This window comes from Scytonema sp. UIC 10036 (assembly GCF_009725235.1).
In genome coordinates this window covers 30,185-49,759 of record NZ_WJFC01000020.1, presented here as the reverse complement: position 1 = coordinate 49,759, position 19,575 = coordinate 30,185, and the positions used below count along the sequence as shown (strand labels likewise).

The window sequence follows — 19,575 nt, the reverse complement described above, 5'->3', positions numbered from 1 at the left end:
TTGGAAAAACTATATCAGGTCTTATGTTATCACCTCCAGAAACTACCGAGCCCCAAGTCAGTCAACCAGCTGCACGACAATCTAAAGAAATTCCACTTTTTCTGAGGTTGCGTGGAATCGTTATATTATTAGCTCTCGTTCTTTTTATTGGGTTCTTCGCATACCAAATTGACCTTGCATTTCCGGGAACACCCAGCCTCAACAATACATACACACCTCTAACCCAAGCTACAGCACAGGAAATAGGTTCTTATGATGTGTTAGGCAAAGTTGTTAGTAAAGCTGAAGCCGAAAGTTTACTAAAAACAGAAGAAGGGAAACAGCAACTTTCTACAGATAATGGCGCTGTTGCGATTACAGAAGATTTAATCGCTCTTGGACGAAAAGCTTTTTATAGAGAAACTTTTGGAAACGAAATTTTCTTTACCGATGTCACTGGTATTTTAAATGGTCCATTAAATCTCGTCAATTTGACAAAAGCCATATTATCTCTTAAAGGTCAGCCTACAACGAATCTTCAGGTAACCATGGATAGAGATATGAAAGTAGGCGAGCGAAACTTCAAAAAGGGTGATATTCTGAATACCGGGCTTGACGTACCTGCTAACTCGCTCGTCCCGCTAGGAATGATTACCCATATTAACAAGGGTAAAATTCGAGTTGGTATCACTTGTGCGGCATGTCATGCCACTGTAGATCGAAAAACTGGACGTATTCTTGAAGGCGCACCCAATAACGATCTGGATACAGGTTTAATGCTGGCTTTAGCGAGTAACTCAGCATCATGGTTTCGGCAAACAGGTGTGAATCCTTTGATGATTCCTCGTGGTGAACATACTTACATTAAATCTGACAATAAAGAAGGGCGTTTACCAGATGCTAAAGCTTTAGAGGAAGCAGTCGATAACCAATTACTGACTTGGACTCCAGGAAACTTTGACTCAACTCCCGATAATCACAACAATCCATCCCAAAATCCACCTTCTTATACGTTCGGTGCATATCCCTACGGCTGGAGTGGTAATGCTGCCATTGGTTGGTTCCACGGACTGACAACACTCAACAGTAACGTTCATGGAACAAACTCAGATCAGACATCAATTGCTGATGCCAGTCAGCAACTTCTGGGCATTGATAAAGACACTTTCTTGGGTGTGATTCTGCAAAATGCTGCCAATCCAATTTTTAAGTTGCCACAAGGCGCTAAACCATCAGAATTTTTCCAGAAAAATGACCCCACTCCCGGTACACCTAATATTAATGAGGTGATTAAAATGCCCGGTTACCCAAAGGGATCGCCTTTCATTCTTGATGGATTGATGGCAAATTCACCTGGATTTCCGGTAGCAGCACAACTTAATGGAATGTCAGCCTATCAAAATACCCTAGCACCACCTCCTGTAGAAACGAGAGATGTCGCAGCTGTACAGCATGGGGCAGCTATTTTTACGCGGGCTGGATGCGTTGAATGCCACAGTGGACGGTATTTTACAAACAATCACGTCATTGCAGAGCAAGAAATTAAATCACAGCCTTCACGGGCAATGGCGCAAGCACCTGTGGCTCGCAATTTTACAGCCCCGCAAACCTATCCCAGTAATGTGCAGGTTCCCCTCCCAGAAAATCCACCTGTACTGAACGTTCCTACAGATATTACCTCAGAGGAAGACTTCAAACTTGCCTTTGCGATCGGTAATTCTGGCGGTTACAAAGTTCCCAGCTTAATTGGGTTAAACGTTACCGCACCTTATTTACACGATGGCGGTGTTGCTGCAGGACCAGAAGCGCTCAAGGTAGATGAAAATGGTTACGACATTGTCAACCCAGACCAGTTAGGTATACCGGGGACATTATTAAGTAACATACTACCAGAACCGAGAGCAAGTTTGCGAGTACTGATAGATCGAAACTTACGCAGGCAAACAGTTTTAGCCAACCGTGCCAATTCCGACTTGCAAGAGTCCAATGCAGATGGTAGCGGTCACAACTACTGGGTAGACAAACAAGCTGGTTTTTCTACTCAAGGTCAAACCGATCTTATAGAGTTTCTTCTGTCACTGGACGACGCCCCCCAAGTGGTGCCAATACAAAAAAATTAAATAATTAAAAGTAGATATTGCTGAAGAAGATATAAAGCATAACCAACCTTCTAAGTTTTATCCTTCTTCAGTAATTGTTCAAGCAGATTTGGTGCAACCCAAAAGCCAGCTTCTTGTAGTCTTTCAAAAGTAGTTGTTAAATCTAGTAGCCCAGAACTAGCAGCATCCTTCACAATACCCAACAGTCCAATAATTTTTAAACCTCTTTCCATAGCTATACGTCTTGCTGCTTTGTCATCTAAAATGACTAACTCAGCTTTGATTTGCTCTGCTAATAAAATTGCTTCTCGCTCACCAGGGACAAGTTTTTCCAATCCTAATATTTTACGTGTTTCCAAAGTCTGAATTTGTAGCCAATTGGGAGGTTTAGCAATCCAATTGCGGACAACAGGCGGTGACTCAGGAGCATTTAGTTCATCAGCGACAAGTTTAGGGATTATGACGTAACATCTGATAATTGATTTTTTGGATATATTAGACTATTCTGGGATAAATTAACTATTGAGTCTAATATGTACCTATCACCTAAAGAAGCTAGTGAAAGATATAATATCCACTCTAAAACCCTTAGTCGTTTAGCTGACAAAGGGATAATAGAGTGCATGAGAATGCCTGGTAGCAATCATCGAAGATATAACGCAAATTCAATTGAAAAACATCTTCAGTTACCGGGAATTAAAAAAACCGTATTGTATGCACGAGTTTCTACCCAAAGTCAAAAAGATGATTTACAAGCACAATTATTGTATCTCCAAGAAAAATACCCTGGCAATGAGTGTATCAGTGAAATAGGCTCTGGATTGAATTTTCAGCGCCCAAAATTTTTAGGCTTAATAGAACGAGTTTTATTAAAGCAGATCTCCTTAATCGTTGTAGCCTATCCCGATAGATTGGTTAGATTTGGTTTTGATTTTTTTGAATGGCTGTGTAATCTTCACGATTGTGAAATTGTAGTACTCAATAATTCAAAGCTAAGTCCTCACGATGAATTGATGCAAGACTTCATGTCCATAATGCATTGTTTTAGCAGCAAATTATATTTTCTGCGACGCTATGAAAAAAAAATAGAACAGGATTATCAAACCGACATTGACAAACCAGACAAATAACAATATATTGGACCAAAGAGCTTTGGAGGTCGAGCTTTCGTTACGGCATTAAAGAAGCAGAAAGGGAAGAGAATCGAAACTAGGTCAAACCAAAAATGTGCATACTGGTTGAAATCTAAAATAGTTGATAATACTTGTCATGTTGCTAGAACAAAATTCAATATTTTAACTTCAAGAGTTTCACCAAAAAATACTTCAAAAGACATTTCCAAAAAATAATCTGCCTACCTGTAACCTGGGGCTATTCGATCGCTGGTCACTGGTTACTGGTCACTGGTCACTGTAAAGCGGTTGCGCTGGTCATAAAATGTCTGTTGCATTCCCTGGGTATAAGGTAGTAGAAAAGAGTGTTGTTCCGGTTTAACACGGCGACTGATTTCATCCATCAAAAGTTTATTCCATTGTGCCGTTATTTCCCACGGCACTCCTACTCGTACCATAACCATGACACACACAGTTACCAATTCTTTTTCTACGGGTGCAAAGCTCCTCTCCAAAACACAAAGCCATAGATATGCTTGAAACATCTGCAAGTCGCGCAAGCAAGAGTGCTCTACACCAGGATGGTCAAATCCACCTCGACGACCGCGATAGTCTGAAAAGAATTTGGTCAATTGACGGTAAACAGTTTTTGCGATGTCGGAAGCAGCTGGTATCATTTCCCGGACAAGAGTCAAAGCTAGAGAGTCTAATTCATGCCTTGCTGCAGCTACGCAAACTCGCTGCCAAGGTATGGCAACCTGTTCTTCAACAAACTTGAAGTAAGGATAAATCAAAACTCTTTCTACTGGTGCAAGCTTTTTGAGAAGTAACTGATTGCTAAAGTTGAATTGTGTGGTCAGAAAACCAAGAGTACACCAATCCTGTGAGGCTTTGTATTGCTCCTGGCACTCTAACAACAGGCCTTCCAAAGCTTTGGCTAAATCTTCAATGTCTGGAATACCCCATACTGATAGCGAAGAATGGTTTATGGAAGTCATACTTGCCAGAATTCGCAGCTTTTCTTCTAGAAGTTCGGTACCAGAGGATGCTTGTTGATAAAGCTTTAGAAGCTCAATGTACACTTGAACAGCAAATTGTGTTAGTCTCCTTGCCTCACTTAAATTCACAACATTGGGAATATATTCGTATAATTCTTTAGCTTGTATGCCAGCAAATTGACATTTGGCATCAACCATCGCCTCGCGTAACTTGGACACTGTTGAAGCTCTACCTTCAAGTGAAGAAGCTTCTATGAGGGAATTGTAGACCGAGGGGCCTTGCTCGCGAAATAAACTCGATAAGTCGAGCGTGTAACGTTCTGCCCAAAGCTTAATCAAACATTCAACAGCCGGAGTAGTAGCAGTTTGGGAGCCTATTAACATAATGCTCTAGATCATTTTTTTCAGTATAAAAGTATTAATCTTTTCATTTAAATTTCTGATAATGCACCCCCGAATCTTTTGTAATCTTCCTCGGACAAGCTATCTCATGTTTCAGTATACGTTTGATGTCTTTAACTTTTGTGTAAATTAATTCCCTATCTTCATAAAGAAACTGTAAAGATTGAAAGTGATTACTGGTTATATTCGCCGAGTTCCTCCTCAAACAATGTCCATTTGTGACGGTTCGCATTATTTTGGTAATGACGCAGATTTTTGGGGTAGTACACGCAGTGTCCGACATATACCCATCTATCCCAACAGCGATTAATTTCGCACACCTTAATAACTACCCCGTGATAGATGACATCCTCTCGCGATACCTCTACTAATTGCCCTCGTCGGTATCGAGGTTTTGTCTGAAGTGCAGTCATATTTTATTTGTACCTCCTATACGCGATGCACAATTCCACACCTGTGTTGACTGTAGATCGGTACAGGTGCGGGTTACCCCTGTTTATTCCATCGAAGAAAAATCCCACCTTTGTAGGTGGGTTAGTTCTTCGACTTTATAGTACAAATGTACAATATACGTTTTTAATTGGCATTATGCTGTTCGAGCGGATATTGCTCGCAGAAATTCGATGTTGAGCTCTAATTTTTCTCCCAACCATAAAGCATGCTCTGTATGGTCTTTCACATCATCACCTGTCTCAGGATGAACGAGAATATCCAATCCTTCGCGGTTAAGCATTAACCAAGGTACGACTTTGGCAAATTGCTCTGGTGCAAACGCAACTTGGTACATTCCTTTTGGATGGGGACCGATAGGATTCTCATGCCAACGCCCAAGTCGCACATCAAATCGAGCATCCAGTCCTTCACGTACTCGTGCAGCTGCTTCATAACTGGTAGTATCGAAGTAAACATGAGCATGAAAACCAATGATTTTGATAGAATCTTCTGTCATGACATTATTCTCAAGTTTATTTTGAATCCTTAAATCCAAGTTGTTGAAATAAAGATTGGCGCATCACATCTACAGGAACAGATTCACGCTGTAACCAGAATTTTAATGCAGCCGCACCTTGTTGAACTAACATCTCCAATCCGTCAATGGCTGTTATACCTGCTTGTTGCGCTTGTTGCAGAAATTTGGTTGGTTTGGGTTTGTATATTAAATCGTATGCGATCGCATTCTCTGGTAGTTGCGCTATTTCCTCTGTATCAAGTGGTGATTCTTCAACCTTAGGATACATTCCGATAGGAGTTGTATTCACCAGTAAGTTGGCTTGTGGAAGAAGCTTGGATAAGGAACGCCATTCACTGACCTGTAAATTCACCGCAATGGGAGAATTGCTCCAACTTTCACAGAATTCCTCTAACTTCTGAGTATTGCGACCAACCACATAAATTTCAGCACAACCCAATTTAGCACAACCTGCTACCACTGCCCTTGCCGCACCACCATTGCCTAAAACAACAGCTACTGTCTGACGCCAATCTCGGTTATACGTTGTTTCTAAAGGAGCAAGAAACCCTTCTACATCAGTATTGGTTCCGATCCATTTGTTATCTTTACGAGTTACAGTGTTAACTGCTCCCACTGCTTCAGCAATGGGTGAAATTTCTGATAGCAGAGGTAGTATAGCCTCTTTATGTGGAATAGTCGCGTTAAAGCCAACAATTCCAATGGAAGCAAAGCCTTGAAGAGCTACTTTTAAATTTTGCGGTTCTACCGAAAAGGGGATGTAAACATAATCTAATTCCATCTCGGCAATCGCTGCATTTTGCATCACCGGGGACAGTGAATGCTCTACAGGATGCCCAATTATTCCAAGTAGCTTGGTTTTGCCTGTAATCATTGGGTTGGTTGGTGGTTGATGGTTAGTTGTTAGTGGTTGGTGGTTAGTAGGGGCGCAAGGCGTTGCACCCCTACAGTACTAAAATGAAGAAGTAATACTGATGATATCTACCCAAATATTATCATTCCTGGGGAAACAATAGAGATGGCAGTATAGAGTGACTCGTGTTGAGTAGCTTTGGTTGAGATTGAAGTCCGTTAAGTCAATTCACTGTAACGTTTAGCCACTGGACAATTCAGACAGTTAGTTTCGTCACATAAACGGCAGATAGCTAAGGCGCTGTCCTTTGTTTTTGTCAGGGAAAACAAGATTTGGTTACTGATGCGGCATAAATGCAGGCGATCTTTTGAGGATAGGGAAGCGATGGCTTCCTCAAGTGCATTGAGCCGCGCTTGATGCATCTTGCTTACCAGAGCTTCCCCTTCTTGAGTCAATTTCAGCTCCACAGCGCGGCGATCGACAGAGCTGCGTTCGCGGAGAATTAATCCAAGTTTCTCGAGTCGCTCTACAAGCCTCACGGCACCTGGATGCGACATTCCAAGGGCTCGACGCAATTGTTCAATGGGTATCCCTGGTACATGTCTTACCAAGCACACAGCCTCGGCAGCTGGTCCTGCATCATCGATTGTTCGCTCCACCGACTGAGCCACCAAATCTGTCAAGGCAAGGGCTAAAGCTCCCACTACATTCGCAAGGTTAGTGTGTTCCATATCTAAATTATATGCATCATGCATATTGACATCAAGCAAATCTGGTAGTTATTATATGCGAGAAGCATATATTGAAGTTGTTAATGATCCGACCTACAAAACCCGAAGATGCTCCGGCACTGATTGCTGTAGCCAACACAATCGGTTTCGAACTGAACGAACTTGAGGATCTCCGCAAAATGCTGGCTGACTATCTCGGTGGCAACAGCGATAACGATTCCTTCTGGATCACTGACAGCGATGACGAAGACGGACCAGTGGGGGTCGCCTACTGTGAGCCTGAACGGATGACCGATGGGACGTGGAACCTACAATTGATCGCCATTCGCTCGGATCGCCAGGGACAAGGACGTGGTAGGAAACTGATGCACTACGTTGAAGAAACTTTGAAGGCACGCGGTGGGCGAATGCTACTGGTGGAAACGTTAGCGAGCTTCGATCGCACAAGGACGTTCTACGCGAAGTGCGGCTTCGAGGAGGAGGCTCGCATCCGGGACTTCTACACGGCGGGCGCTGATAAGATTGTGTTTCGTAAAGTGTTGAATGCGGAGTGAACTACAGTAACCCATGAATCCAGAAATAGATTTTAGATATTTTCAAAAGTAAAAGCTCCGCAGAGAAATGGCATTCCTAAATCATGTACGCATGAGAGCAAGAACTATCGTATGGGATTGCTAGAGGTCTTAAATCATGCTAAGATAACATTCCTGAATACCCCTGTTCTCAATTTCTAATTAACTAGTGGTTCGCTACATTAATTCTAATGGGTAGGTGGACAACTCCCCAACACTCGTTCCCAGCCAGAGGTTGGGAATGCAGACTACGAGGCTCTGCCTCGCGGGCTGTTAGAGCACAGGAGGCGGAGCCTCCCGTAAGGCATTCCCAGGCAGAGCCTGGGAACGAGGTGGACGAGGTGGGAGATCCTCAAATTCAATGTGGTAGACCACTAGTGCAGATATAATCTCATTTTATCCCTCAAAAATTAGCAAACGTACAGTCATGCAGGTAACAACAGCCCCCTCTTCAACTCCAATCCCCGGACAATTTTGGCAATGGCGAGGACACAACATTTACTACGTAAAAGCAGGAGAAAAGCATCCCCAACGTCCTGCTATACTCTTGGTACACGGATTTGGTGCGTCTACAGACCATTGGCGTAAAAACATAACACGGCTGTGTGATGATTTTGAAGTTTTTGCTATAGACCTTTTAGGGTTTGGACGTTCCGCTAAACCTAAACTGGAGTATAGTGGCAATTTGTGGCGCGACCAACTCCATGACTTTATTACTGCAGTTATTGGTCAAAGAGCTGTGTTGGTGGGAAATTCCCTTGGTGGTTACGCAAGTTTGTGTGTAGCAGCCCAATGTCCCGATGCTGCAGCAGGTTTGGTATTACTCAATAGTGCTGGTCCATTTAGTGAAAATCAACCTTCACCGGAACCAGAAGCCCTGCAAACTCAAATTGAACCTCCTAAAGCAAACGAACAATTACAAAAACTGCTAGGTGACGTTGTTAAGTGGTTCTTTCAACAACCATTAGCTCAGTTTCTTTTGTTCCAGTACATCAAACAAAAATGGGTGATTCGTCAGACGTTGGAGAAAGTTTACCTCGATCAAACTGCAATTACAGACCAATTAGTCGAAGAAATTTATCTTCCTGCTTGCGATACAGGCGCTTTTGATGTGTTTTCATCTGTATTCAGTACCCCTCAAGGAGAAAAAGTTGATGTGCTGTTAAAACAGTTAACTTGTCCTCTCTTGATGCTGTGGGGAGAAGCAGATCCTTGGGTCAATGCAAGAGAACGTTCCAAAAAGTTTCGACAATATTATCCCGAACTGACAGAACATTTTCTCAGTGCCGGTCATTGTCCTCATGATGAAGTTCCCAATCAAGTCAATTCTTTGTTGCGGGATTGGGTATTGGGTATTGGGGACTAGGGACTGGGGTCCCGATCCCCAATCGCCCTATTCCCAGTCCCTATTGCCTACATAAAAACTTGAAAACCTGGTCAGAGGGACCAGGTTTCTAAAACTTGCAACTAATCAAATCGGTTTTTCTTTGGATATTTAACAACTAAGGGTGGACAGAACATTCAGCAAACTCAGCATTCCTTTGTTTTTCCGCTTTGGGATTTGGCGTTGCCTGTTGGTTTTGGCGGTTGCCACTTAGCATCATTAGCATGCTGATAATTTGCTTGGGCTTATGACCGGAGACACCTTGTCAATTGCCCGCTTCATTTATGTTTCCTTTTGGTGTCTTATCTATAAGATATCACCCTATTTTGCCTCCGCAAGCATTTGTTACGTGAAGTTTACAAGTTGTTGAATTTCGCAAAATTACCAGTCCCACATAATTGGATTTTTATCCAAAGGATCGGTCACAATACGTCCTATGGCATCTATTTCTTGTAATTCTTGTGGAGAAAGTTTCACCGATGCTGCTTTTGCGTTGGCTTGGGCTTGCTCTGCGTATCTTGCACCTGCGATCGCAAAAACCATAACCTACCGTTCAACAGTCACAGGTGTTCCAATATTGACCAACTTGAATAATTCCTCAATATCTTGGTTGTACATCCGAATACAACCGTGTGAAGCAGCAGTACCTACAGACTCAGGATTTGGAGTTCCGTGAAAGCCAACCCAGTCTTTACCATTTGTCCAAAATCCAATCCAGTAATTACCGAGAGGATTTTTTGCATCTCCCCCTGGTATAGCTTTACCTGTCTTAGGGTGAATCCAAGTTGGATTAACCAACATATCACGAACTCGGAAATTCCCAACAGGAGTTTCCCAACCCCGCCGCCCTACAGCAACTGGGTAACTTTTAATCAAATTTTTTCCTTGATAAACTGTTACTTGGCGTTGGCGAAGATTTATTTTTAAGTGAAGAGGCAGAGTTATTAAATCATTGATTTTAGTATCAATTGGTTCGGTGACTGAGTTTTGTAAAGAATCTTGGCTCTCATCCTCAGCAGCTAGTGCAGCTTGCGAACTTGAATACACACACAATACACAAAGTAAGAAAAATATCTTGAATAATTGCTTAAACATCTGAGCAAACAAAAAAGTAAGAAGGATGAAAAAAAACTCGTTTATTACTCACAAGATTCCCGACTTCTTAAAGGAAGTCGGGAATCTCACTCACTTATGGTCAATTAGGTCATTCAAGACCTCCAGAAATTACCAAAGCGCTCTTACACCATTATTGGTATTTTGTCCGTCGGTGGAATTGTTGTATTGATTTTGCTGGGTATCAGAGGGAGTATTGTATTGATTTTGCTGAGTACCAGAGGGAGTATTGTATTGATTTTGCTGGGTACCAGAGGGAGTATTGTATTGATTTTGCTGAGTACCAGAGGGAGTATTGTATTGAGAGTCTTGTCTATCAATATTGCTACTGCCGGGATAGGTTTGGTTTTCGTTACGGTTGTTATTACGATACTCCGATGTTCCGGTATCGCTACCGCCCGGATAGGTTTGGTTTTGGTTTGTGGTGTTATTGGTATCTCCCGATGTTCCACCTGTATTGCTACCGTTTTGAGAGCGCTGATTAACAGTATTTCTGTTATTTAAATTTTCATCTCGTCCTATACGCTCCATTGTATTACCACCCGTAGGTTCGGGTACTTGGCTTTGACTGTATAAGGTATCTACTGGAGCTTCACTCACTTTAACGTTACGAGAGCTAGAATTAGGCATTGCAAACGCTGGCACACTCAGTAACACACTAGCACCAATAATGCCTACAGTACTAGTTAAGACTTGGAATAATTTCTTCTCGTTATTTCCGTTCATTGGAGTCTCCTTACATACATAAAAATTTTCAGCAAATATTAGGTGCTGAATCTCGAACTGTTACCATACCTTACACTGAAGCTTTTAGTCATTTCAGTGCCAAGTTGTTGGATGAGATGTTGAGATTTACTTCTATAAGTTAACTCCGTCACTTAACGGACTCGTCTATCTAAAGCAGGGTCTAATGTTTAACTACAATATGAGATTCAAGAAAAGCTTTTCTATTTATTTAGGTATAATATTTCTAACTAATTGCAGATGCTATTTTGTAAGGGTATGCTGGATAGAAACATGAAATCCAGCTTTAAATGTAATTCTTTATGCAGGACTTAACTCTCACTTCTCATGCACTTAAAGAATGGGCTATTGCTATCAATGCCTTGGAAAGCGGTAAAACAATTATGCTTCTACGGAAAGGGGGTATCCACGAACAAGGCGGGCGTTTTCAAGTAGCCTACGATCAAATTTTACTCTACCCAACTTACGAGCATCAACAACCTTTCTTATTAAAACCAGACTATGCCAATTTGGTTACTCCTGTTACATCGGGTTGGCATCCAGAAACAGTACGTATTGGTAGTTGGGCTGAAATTACTGATATTTTTCAGGTCAGTAATGAGTCAATTGTAAAAGCTTTAGAACCATTTCATATCTGGAGCGAGTCTTTTATCAGCGATCGCCTCAAATGGAAACACCATCAGCCCTTGTATGTTCTCCTATTAAGGGCTTACAAACTACCCCAAGAACGGGTGATTCCATACCGCAAAGAATATGGGGGTTGTAAATCGTGGATCGATTTAGTGGAAGTTATATCGCGACAAGGAGCAGAACCTGTTTTACCTAACTCTAAGTATAACGCGATCGTGGAGGAAATCAGGAATATTATCAGTAACAAGTTTTATGCTTCACAAAGTAGTTAGGCAGTTTCTAACCTTGTGGTCTCCCGCATAAATGATTTTTTCTTCTCTCTTCTCGTTCCCAGGTTCTTCTCTCTTCTCGTTCCCAGGTTCTTCTCTCTTCTCGTTCCCAGGTTCTACCTGGGAATGCAGATTGCGAGGCTCCGCCTCCCTGTATAGACATCTCCAGAAATTAATTACGCATTACCCGAAAGTTTTGGTAGGGGCGCAAGGCATTGCGCCCTTACATTTTTTCCACGCCTATGTCTTATGGTGAAGCAGAGCCTTGCTTTGCAGGTAGAGTACAGGAGGCTCCGCCTCCCGTAAGGCATTCCCAGGTTCTACCTGGGAACGAGAGATGAAACATCCTCTTCAAATAGGTTTAGTCAAGGTAGTCAGCATGAACCCAACCGCGTTGACCGACAAGCTTCACCCAGTCTCCAGAAGAATAGCTGACTCTGACATACTGTCCATGACGTATGCTACCGATTCTTGCATAATCAGAACCAGGACCAGAACGAATCACAACTCCAACAGGAGCATTCACTCGTACTGTATAAACACGACCGCCAGTAGAACCACTAATGTAATCAGAATGAATCCAACCAGGACCACTAACAAGTTTTGCCCACTTTCCAGAGGAATAGCTGACTTTGACATAATGTCCGTTAGGGATTCTGCCGATTCTTTCATAATCCAAACCAGGACCGGAACGGATAATGACTGCAGTAGGTGCAGTCACTCGGACTGTGCGAACAGGAGCACGACGACTACTAGCAACTTGATATTGATAGCTAGGATATTCATCATAACCATAATAGCCATCATCATAACCAGCTTGAGCCGGAGCCATACCAGCTGCAAATGCCGAGCTTAATGTTGTTACAAACAATACGCCAGCTACTGCTGCACTTTTTTTGAGAGAAGATATGCCAAATTTAGAATTTTGGTTACGAGTTTCCATGAGATTTAGTCTCCCTTATTGTGAGATTGAGAATAGTGATGAGAATAGTGATTTGTTTTGGTTGAATAGTTGTATTTGCATCAACTATCCTGTTGTTTTAATCTCGGTTTCTACTATCGACTACTTAATGGAGGATACAAAGTAAGTCGGTGATATTCCGGAAAAGTTTCTTGCTTTTTTTCTTCTGGTAGATAATAGCGATTTTCCCAACCTTTTCAGCAGATTCAACTGCTTGTTCAAAAGAGCAGTTAAGGAATCATTTGTAGCCCCGTCTGATACTTGGTAATTTTCCAAGCAAGCACGTCTGCGCTACGTGTTACCGTTCGGCAATAGCCGTAGTGTGAGTGCATCATCAAGATTGTCTCCTTTGAGACGGGAAAATACTGTTCTTGGTTCCGTTTATATTTCCGCAACCATAAAGCCCAATCTTGTTACAAAAAGCTAGTGTTGAGCGACTGCTCGTAAATTCAAGCTAGATACTTCGTATCCTTAATAATATGACTGGCTTATACTTGCAAGTTGTTTCTACAATGGATATTGGGTTTGTCTCCAAACAGCAAGGTGGATGATATGACCGGATCGAGTTTGGACTCTGAAGACCTAACGTAAAACAAGTGATATTTTATGGTTGTCAATCAAGTACCATCCTCAAGCGCGTCTTCTGCCTCATTAACTGAAATTGCCGCTCAATGCTACGATACCTTTATTCAAATGCTGATTCAACATCGCCTTGTTGATATGGCAAAAGAAATTCAAAACCGCTTGTCAGTTTTGGCAAATATGACGCTTTCAGATAAATTTCAGCAGGTAAATCAACTCAAGGCTTGGTTGGATAGTTTTCGTCCGCTCCCGACAACAGTGGTTGCAGAACTTAAGAAACTTTATGATGTGCGCTTTACTTATAACTCAAACGCCATTGAAGGCAACACTTTAACGCAAAGTGAAACTGCTTTGGTGTTAGAAACTGGAATTACAATTGGTGGGAAAACGCTACGGGAACATTTAGAAGTCATCGGGCATAAAGATGCGATCGACTATATTGAACAACTTGCTCAAAACTCAACCCCTATTGGAGAATGGGAGATCAAACAGATTCATAATTTAATTCTGCGGGCAATTTCTCCTGAAGAAGTAGGGCGCTACCGTCAGCTTGATGTTAGAGCGGCTGGCACTGAATATGTCTATCCACCGCACTACTTACTCAATGATTTCATGACTGAGTTTGTTACCTGGTTGAACTCGCCAGAAACTGCGGTTCAGCACCCAATTGAGTTTGCGGCTGAAGCTCATCTGCGATTTGTTTCGATTCATCCGTTTCGGGATGGGAACGGACGCACGGGAAGATTATTAATGAATTTGCTCTTACTCAGATCTGGTTATCCAATCGTGGTCATTTCCAATCAGGTGCGTAAAGCGTATATTGATGCGGTTGTGGAGGGTCAGCAACAAAACAACCTTTCCCCGTTATTGACGTTGCTTCTGGATGCTGCTCAACAATCGTTGATTGAAATGCTGCACGTCTTATCGACTGCTTGGGAGAGCAGGGGAAGAGGGCTTCCATTTTACGAAGAGATGTTAGCATTTTTAAGCGAACATTATTAGAGGATGTTTGAAAAGTCACGATTGATGTATCAAATATTTTTACCCCTCCCTAACCCTGCCCTTATAAAGGGGAGCCACTGCGTTGGGCGGGCAATGCCCGACTTGAAGCACGTGGCGTGAGGGAACTCGATTTCTCTTATTTCCCCCAATACATCGGGGGGATTAAGGGGGGTAATTAATGTGATTTTAATCACAGCTAACAACTTTTCAAATATCCTCTTAGACTTCTCTAAAAAACTCGTGTATTATCTTACTCTATTTATTGATTATCGCCCTTTTCTAATTAAGAAAATCCATGAATTTCTCAAAAAAACATCTTCTCATATTTTTATTTGCAATAAGCAAGGGAAAAGTCAGTTAACTTCACTCGAACATATCCCATCTCATCAAGGCTATTTTTACTCTCAGCCTTGGTATATTCATGGCGATCGCGTAATTCAAGAAAAGCTTGATTTATCCTTTAATGCCCCTATACCTGCATATAGTGGTCCGAAGTATAAAACTTCTTTTGACGAAATCGATGAATTCCTAAATTTTCTCTCAACTAATTATTCCTGGTCTATTTTTCCATTTGCTGGACCAAAAAGATTTTTATGCTATGGCTTTATATCGAGAGAACAAAATCTTCGCAATCTTTTTCTTGATGTAACGTTGAATGTAGGAAACGTTGAAAGTAAATATGGCATAATACCATCCACTCATTTCTTTATTAAAAGTTATGATGTAACTAGTAAAATGAGTTCATTGGCAACAGCTATATTGCTTAGTGGTTACCATGAACCTGCAAGTCGTCTTTGGAATGTATGTGATTGTGATATTACTCCACCTTGGTTAGTGACTGACTTATTTGATGATGATTCATTTTTAATGTTAGAGCGAGAACCAGTGGAATATAAATTTATTCAGCAACTAGTGACTGCTGATAGCAACCAACCTTTAGGTATTTATCAGCCACTGAATGAATATTCTTTTGAATCAATGTGTCTGTTATCTTTTAGAGAACCAGATACATTGGTTTTTGTTCCTCAAGGCACAGATTTAGAAAAATTGCAAAGTTTGCTTGTAAAGACTGAAAGTTGTTATAGCTACTCAGACTTAATATATCTTGAGGATATTCTTTCAACGACTCAATGGTTTTATGGTCTAGATCGAGATAGAGTGGATTACGGAGATTCACTATTTGTTTCTCAAAATAATACTTTGCTACAAAAATTCGATAGGCTCGGTCGAAATGATGGTTATCGTTTGCTTGGATGTTTTTGATAGTTTGTAGTTGCGACGCATGCGCTGAAGCGCAACTACAAACAAGATACAAAAGATTAACTGGCTATTTTTGTACAAAGGTATTTCTTCAGTAATTTACCTAAAACAGAGACACCTTGCTCAATTTCTTCTGGTGAAGGAGTGAATGTTAACCGCATAGCGGGATATCCTTTCCTATCTGGAAAAAATACTGAATGACAGGGAACTAGGACGTTCTGAGATAACGCTTCAATGCGTATTGTTTGAATGGGAGTGTGTTCTGGTAATTGTACCCAGAGAAATAATCCTCCTTTGGGCACTGTCCACCTGGCTTCTTGGGGAAAGTAACGCTCTAGTGCTGCTAGCATAGCATCGCGAGTGTGGAGGTTTTCTGTCCGCAGCCGATTGAGGTGACGGCGCAGATGTCCTGACGCCAAGTATTCGCTCACAATTGCTTGAGAAATAGTGGACGTGTGAAGATCGTGAAGTAACTTTCGTTCAAGAATGTTATGAAAATGCTTGCCTGTCACAACCATGTAACCGACTCTTAAACCGGGCATTAAAGTTTTAGAAAATGTCCCTAAGTATATAACTAAATCCTGCGTGTCAAAAGCTTTGATGGGCGCAGGAGCGGGTTCAAAAGTCAATCCTTCATATGCGTTATCTTCTAAAATTGGACACTCATATTTCTCTGCTAATGCTAGCAATTCCTGTCGGTGTGCTTGTGTTGTTGTAATTCCTGTGGGATTGTGTAAGGCACTAATTGTGTATATGAGTTTTGGACGATGGCTCTTGAGGTACTTCTCTAGTAAATCTAAATTCATTCCTTGAGCAGTCATGGGAATACCGATGATTTTAGCTCCCAAGTTTTCCAAACTTGCAAGAGCACCAAAATATGTGGGCGTTTCTACAATTACCCAATCTCCTGGTTGTAAATAATACTGCAATGCCAATGACAGTCCTTGCTCGGAACCACTGGTAACGATTAAATTTTCTGCTGTTACCTCCATCCCTTGCTGTATTAGCATCTGAGCAATTTGCCTGCGAAGAGTAAGCTGTCCTTGAGGCAAGTCATATTTAAATAAGCCATCGGGAGTTTGTCTGAGTGCTCTTCTTGCAATTAAATCAATATCTTTTGGTGGATGAGGAAAACCACAACCAAAATTAACCATTCCCGGCTGCGTCTGTGCTTCTACCGTAGCCGTATACATATCAAAAAAACTGCTTCTACCTTGCTCTGGAATGATGACGTTTTGTACGGGCGCAAATGTTGATTTTAAGTTGGCAGAGGAACGATTTACACTATTCACAAAGTATCCCGATCCCTGACGGGCGGAAATTATCCCATCTGCCTCTAAAACGTTGTAAGCCTCAATAATTGTCAGTTTATTGACTTGCAAACTTTCCGCTAGCGAGCGGATGGAAGGAAGACGATCGCCTGGTTGAAGTACACCAGATTTGATCAGACGACTGATGCGATCGCGTATTTGCAAGTAAATGGGTTTAGCTGATTCCCGTTCTAACCAAATCTTCATGATGGTGCATTGTTGAAAGACTACAACATTACCAGTACTTGTAATATAAGTGATTTTTTCTTTCTCGTTCTAGTACAGTTTCATCAATTTTTACCAGAACAGTTCTATATCTTGACAACTGTTCTAGTACAAATTGCTAAAAGTGTACCTTCTCTATTAAAAATTCCTGGGAGAAAGTATAAGTAATGGTTCTTACTTCTCCCAGGATGTAAATATGAAAAGTATGAATTTTTCTAAAAAAATGTTGCCAGCGATCGAAAAAACTTGGCAACAATTTGTAACGTGCCTAGTTCGAGCTTCTGAATTGCAAGTATGGCAGGAGTTAGACCGGAAAGGACAAGTTTTTTCTTGGCATGCTTATGACCCGATAACAGGACGTTCGGCTTGTTTTGGTTCTGAAGAAGAAATGCGGCTCTGGATTGAGCAGTGTTACTACAGGTGTTGATTGCTTCTTATACTAGGTGAAAAACTACAATCTCTCAAACGTGCCTTGCCAACAAACTAAGTCTCCTGTTTCAGCATCATAGATGAGAGTTTGCACCACATTGATGGGAAGCTTGTTTTGTATGCCAAAGTTTTTATAATATAAAACTTTGACATACCATATCATTTCCCTTGGTGAGACACTATGAAAAATTAAATTTTTATCTACTGCAACTTGAAAGGGAACTAAATCAGCCGAAATTAAATGGGCATTTTCTGGCAATTTTGAAATTACATATTCCCTAGAAATGAACCGCTCTATTGATAAAGATATTTCTCCATTAGCTTGCATAATTTATCAACTTAAACTTTAATTTCCTACAGATTGTTTGATTCTTCAAAATACAAAATTTTGGTTTAAATTGGGGAATAATAGAGCTCATCTTTAATATATCTCTTTACTACAAAAATGTCCTCCTCCTTAAGAAGGATTTTTATATATATTTAGAGAGAATATGGCAGCTTAGTCTGAGGAAGGTGGTATTGAGCCATAACTCAACCTAAGTGTGACCTAGAAGTTTAGGCTACAGGCACTGTGCAATTCCAACTCTTCCAGGATAGTGGTGACGCTGATTTTATCATCACGAATTCGGGCGATCGCGCTATTTTAACTGGGCTTGTAAGTGTTGATGGTAACTTATTTAGGTTAAGTTCGAGCGAAGTGTGAGTGCGAGCGGTAAAATCTGCGATCGCACTTAACGCCATCGTGAGATAAATAAACCTGGTATCTCCCAAATACCGGGTTTATAACGCTGAGCTAGCATTATATTAATAAGTGGTTCAATCTAAAAAAATATAAAATGTTCAGTTATGATTCGCCTCACTCAGTACTCTCATGGTGGTGGCTGCGGCTGCAAGATTGCTCCTGCTCAATTGCAGGAAATCCTACGCCAAGTTCCCTTAAATCAAGGGTTAGAGCAACTGCTAGTAGGTACTCAAACGAGTGATGATGCAGCAGTTTATCAACTAAACGATAACCAAGCCCTAGTACTGACAACAGATTTTTTCATGCCCATAGTTGATGAACCAGTAGATTTTGGACGAATTGCAGCGACAAACGCTTTGTCTGATGTCTACGCCATGGGTGGAAAGCCAATTTTAGCCTTAGCCGTGTTGGGTATGCCAATCAACACCCTACCGATGGAAGCAATTCGAGGCATCATGCTAGGTGGGGCAGCAGTTTGTCAGGAAGCAGGGATTCCTCTTGCAGGCGGGCATTCTATTGATTCCCCGGAACCCATTTTTGGCTTGGTTGCCGCCGGATTAGTGCATCCAATGTCTGTGCGACGGAACGCCACTGCAAAACCAAAAGACAAGCTCATTTTGACAAAGCCTTTGGGGATTGGAGTCATGACAACAGCCCTAAAGAAAAGTCAATTGACACCAGATGCTTACGAATCAGTTCTTAAGGTAATGACACAGTTAAATAAAGTGGGAGCCACTTTAGCAACTCATCCTGATGTTCACGCCATGACAGATGTAACGGGATTCGGACTACTTGGTCATTTACTAGAGATTTGCCGAGGTAGTGAAATTAGAGCTAAAATTTCATTTTCTCAGATTCCGATTTTATCAGAAGCTAAAGCATTAGCATCCCAAGGCATTTTTCCGGGCGCTGCAAAACGCAACTGGGACAGTTATCAGTCTGAAATTAAGCAAGCAGGGTTAAGTAACTCCTTAGCTGAATGGGAAACTTTACTGCTAGCAGATCCTCAAACCAGTGGCGGTTTGTTACTTTCTGTAGCACCAGAAAGCGCTCCTGCTATTTTAGAACAACTCTTAGCGGAGGGATTTGGCTTTTCTTCGGTCATTGGTGAATGTACAGCAGGAGAAGTAGGAATCGAAGTCACCTGAGCAGGAACCCATCCACTCGTTCCCAGGCTACCCAAAAGTCTTGGTAGGGGCGCAAGGCAT

21 protein-coding genes and 1 pseudogene are annotated in these 19,575 nt (G+C 41.6%); 9 read left to right on the top strand and 13 right to left on the bottom strand.

Translation table 11 applies throughout. The features are described from left to right. Positions 1-23 precede the first annotated feature (23 nt). Positions 24-2,099, top strand: coding sequence for a di-heme oxidoredictase family protein (locus tag F7734_RS11980; RefSeq protein ID WP_207714079.1), 2,076 nt, complete (start codon positions 24-26; stop codon positions 2,097-2,099). A 50-nt stretch (positions 2,100-2,149) separates the two neighbouring features. Here F7734_RS11980 and F7734_RS11975 read toward each other — a convergent pair whose 3' ends face one another. Further along, positions 2,150-2,437, bottom strand: coding sequence for a DUF3368 domain-containing protein (locus F7734_RS11975; protein ID WP_243146833.1), 288 nt, complete (start codon positions 2,435-2,437; stop codon positions 2,150-2,152). A gap of 174 nt (positions 2,438-2,611) precedes the next feature. Here F7734_RS11975 and F7734_RS11970 point away from each other — a divergent pair, with 174 nt between their 5' ends. Continuing rightward, a complete protein-coding gene (locus F7734_RS11970) occupies positions 2,612-3,208 on the top strand; it encodes an IS607 family transposase (protein WP_155744858.1) in 597 nt (198 codons plus the stop codon). A 263-nt stretch (positions 3,209-3,471) separates the two neighbouring features. On the opposite strand, the gene F7734_RS11965 is transcribed toward F7734_RS11970, so the two are convergent. The 5 genes from F7734_RS11965 to F7734_RS11945 form a co-directional block, all read right to left on the bottom strand. Further along, the gene (locus F7734_RS11965; protein ID WP_155744857.1) at positions 3,472-4,572 is read right to left on the bottom strand and encodes a hypothetical protein; all 1,101 of its coding nucleotides are present in this window, start codon (positions 4,570-4,572) and stop codon (positions 3,472-3,474) included. Positions 4,573-4,763: 191 nt separating this feature from the next. Next, positions 4,764-5,003 carry a hypothetical protein gene (locus F7734_RS11960; RefSeq protein WP_155744856.1) on the bottom strand — a complete coding sequence of 80 codons (240 nt, stop codon included), beginning with the start codon at positions 5,001-5,003 and terminating at the stop codon, positions 4,764-4,766. Positions 5,004-5,176: 173 nt separating this feature from the next. Further along, on the bottom strand, positions 5,177-5,539 hold the full coding sequence (locus F7734_RS11955) for a DOPA 4,5-dioxygenase family protein (RefSeq protein ID WP_155744855.1): 363 nt from the start codon (positions 5,537-5,539) through the stop codon (positions 5,177-5,179). Between the two features lie 16 nt (positions 5,540-5,555). Continuing rightward, the gene (locus tag F7734_RS11950; protein WP_155744854.1) at positions 5,556-6,434 is read right to left on the bottom strand and encodes a shikimate dehydrogenase; all 879 of its coding nucleotides are present in this window, start codon (positions 6,432-6,434) and stop codon (positions 5,556-5,558) included. Between the two features lie 197 nt (positions 6,435-6,631). Further along, positions 6,632-7,168 (bottom strand): MarR family transcriptional regulator, encoded by a 537-nt coding sequence (locus F7734_RS11945; protein ID WP_243146832.1) that lies wholly within the window; start codon positions 7,166-7,168, stop codon positions 6,632-6,634. Between the two features lie 59 nt (positions 7,169-7,227). On the opposite strand from F7734_RS11945, the gene F7734_RS11940 reads away from it, so the two are divergent. Together F7734_RS11940 and F7734_RS11935 are read left to right on the top strand one after the other, a co-directional pair. After that, the gene (locus F7734_RS11940) at positions 7,228-7,698 is read left to right on the top strand and encodes a GNAT family N-acetyltransferase (protein ID WP_155744913.1); all 471 of its coding nucleotides are present in this window, start codon (positions 7,228-7,230) and stop codon (positions 7,696-7,698) included. A 445-nt stretch (positions 7,699-8,143) separates the two neighbouring features. Beyond that, a complete protein-coding gene (locus F7734_RS11935; protein WP_155744853.1) occupies positions 8,144-9,082 on the top strand; it encodes an alpha/beta fold hydrolase in 939 nt (312 codons plus the stop codon). A 399-nt stretch (positions 9,083-9,481) separates the two neighbouring features. Here F7734_RS11935 and F7734_RS11930 read toward each other — a convergent pair. From F7734_RS11930 to F7734_RS11920, 3 genes and pseudogenes are all read right to left on the bottom strand, one after another. After that, positions 9,482-9,634 (bottom strand): annotated as a pseudogene (locus F7734_RS11930) (aldo/keto reductase); the annotation flags it as partial. 12 nt (positions 9,635-9,646) lie between these two features. Further along, on the bottom strand, positions 9,647-10,195 hold the full coding sequence (locus F7734_RS11925; RefSeq protein ID WP_155744852.1) for a L,D-transpeptidase: 549 nt from the start codon (positions 10,193-10,195) through the stop codon (positions 9,647-9,649). Between the two features lie 129 nt (positions 10,196-10,324). Next, positions 10,325-10,939, bottom strand: coding sequence for a hypothetical protein (locus F7734_RS11920; RefSeq protein WP_155744851.1), 615 nt, complete (start codon positions 10,937-10,939; stop codon positions 10,325-10,327). Positions 10,940-11,259: 320 nt separating this feature from the next. Here F7734_RS11920 and F7734_RS11915 point away from each other — a divergent pair, with 320 nt between their 5' ends. Beyond that, positions 11,260-11,859, top strand: coding sequence for a DUF1802 family protein (locus F7734_RS11915; RefSeq protein ID WP_155744850.1), 600 nt, complete (start codon positions 11,260-11,262; stop codon positions 11,857-11,859). Positions 11,860-12,217: 358 nt separating this feature from the next. Here F7734_RS11915 and F7734_RS60665 read toward each other — a convergent pair whose 3' ends face one another. Beyond that, positions 12,218-12,799, bottom strand: a complete 582-nt coding sequence (locus F7734_RS60665; RefSeq protein WP_166481860.1) for an SH3 domain-containing protein — start codon at positions 12,797-12,799, stop codon at positions 12,218-12,220. Positions 12,800-13,423: 624 nt separating this feature from the next. On the opposite strand from F7734_RS60665, the gene F7734_RS11905 reads away from it, so the two are divergent. Beyond that, on the top strand, positions 13,424-14,401 hold the full coding sequence (locus F7734_RS11905) for a Fic family protein (RefSeq protein WP_243146831.1): 978 nt from the start codon (positions 13,424-13,426) through the stop codon (positions 14,399-14,401). Positions 14,402-14,581: 180 nt separating this feature from the next. Beyond that, a complete protein-coding gene (locus F7734_RS11900) occupies positions 14,582-15,664 on the top strand; it encodes a hypothetical protein (RefSeq protein WP_155744849.1) in 1,083 nt (360 codons plus the stop codon). A gap of 56 nt (positions 15,665-15,720) precedes the next feature. Here the strand turns inward: F7734_RS11900 and F7734_RS11895 are convergent, their stop codons facing one another. Further along, a complete protein-coding gene (locus F7734_RS11895; protein ID WP_155744848.1) occupies positions 15,721-17,178 on the bottom strand; it encodes a PLP-dependent aminotransferase family protein in 1,458 nt (485 codons plus the stop codon). A 214-nt stretch (positions 17,179-17,392) separates the two neighbouring features. Here F7734_RS11895 and F7734_RS11890 point away from each other — a divergent pair, with 214 nt between their 5' ends. Beyond that, the gene (locus tag F7734_RS11890) at positions 17,393-17,623 is read left to right on the top strand and encodes a hypothetical protein (protein WP_155744847.1); all 231 of its coding nucleotides are present in this window, start codon (positions 17,393-17,395) and stop codon (positions 17,621-17,623) included. A gap of 24 nt (positions 17,624-17,647) precedes the next feature. Here the strand turns inward: F7734_RS11890 and F7734_RS11885 are convergent, their stop codons facing one another. Together F7734_RS11885 and F7734_RS11880 are read right to left on the bottom strand one after the other, a co-directional pair. Beyond that, positions 17,648-17,953: a hypothetical protein gene (locus F7734_RS11885; protein ID WP_155744846.1), complete on the bottom strand. Its 306-nt coding sequence runs from the start codon at positions 17,951-17,953 to the stop codon at positions 17,648-17,650. A gap of 227 nt (positions 17,954-18,180) precedes the next feature. Then, positions 18,181-18,396, bottom strand: coding sequence for a hypothetical protein (locus F7734_RS11880; protein ID WP_155744845.1), 216 nt, complete (start codon positions 18,394-18,396; stop codon positions 18,181-18,183). 75 nt (positions 18,397-18,471) lie between these two features. Here F7734_RS11880 and selD point away from each other — a divergent pair, with 75 nt between their 5' ends. Then, on the top strand, positions 18,472-19,515 hold the full coding sequence (gene selD / locus F7734_RS11875) for a selenide, water dikinase SelD (protein ID WP_155744844.1): 1,044 nt from the start codon (positions 18,472-18,474) through the stop codon (positions 19,513-19,515). The last annotated feature ends 60 nt before the right edge of the window (positions 19,516-19,575 follow it).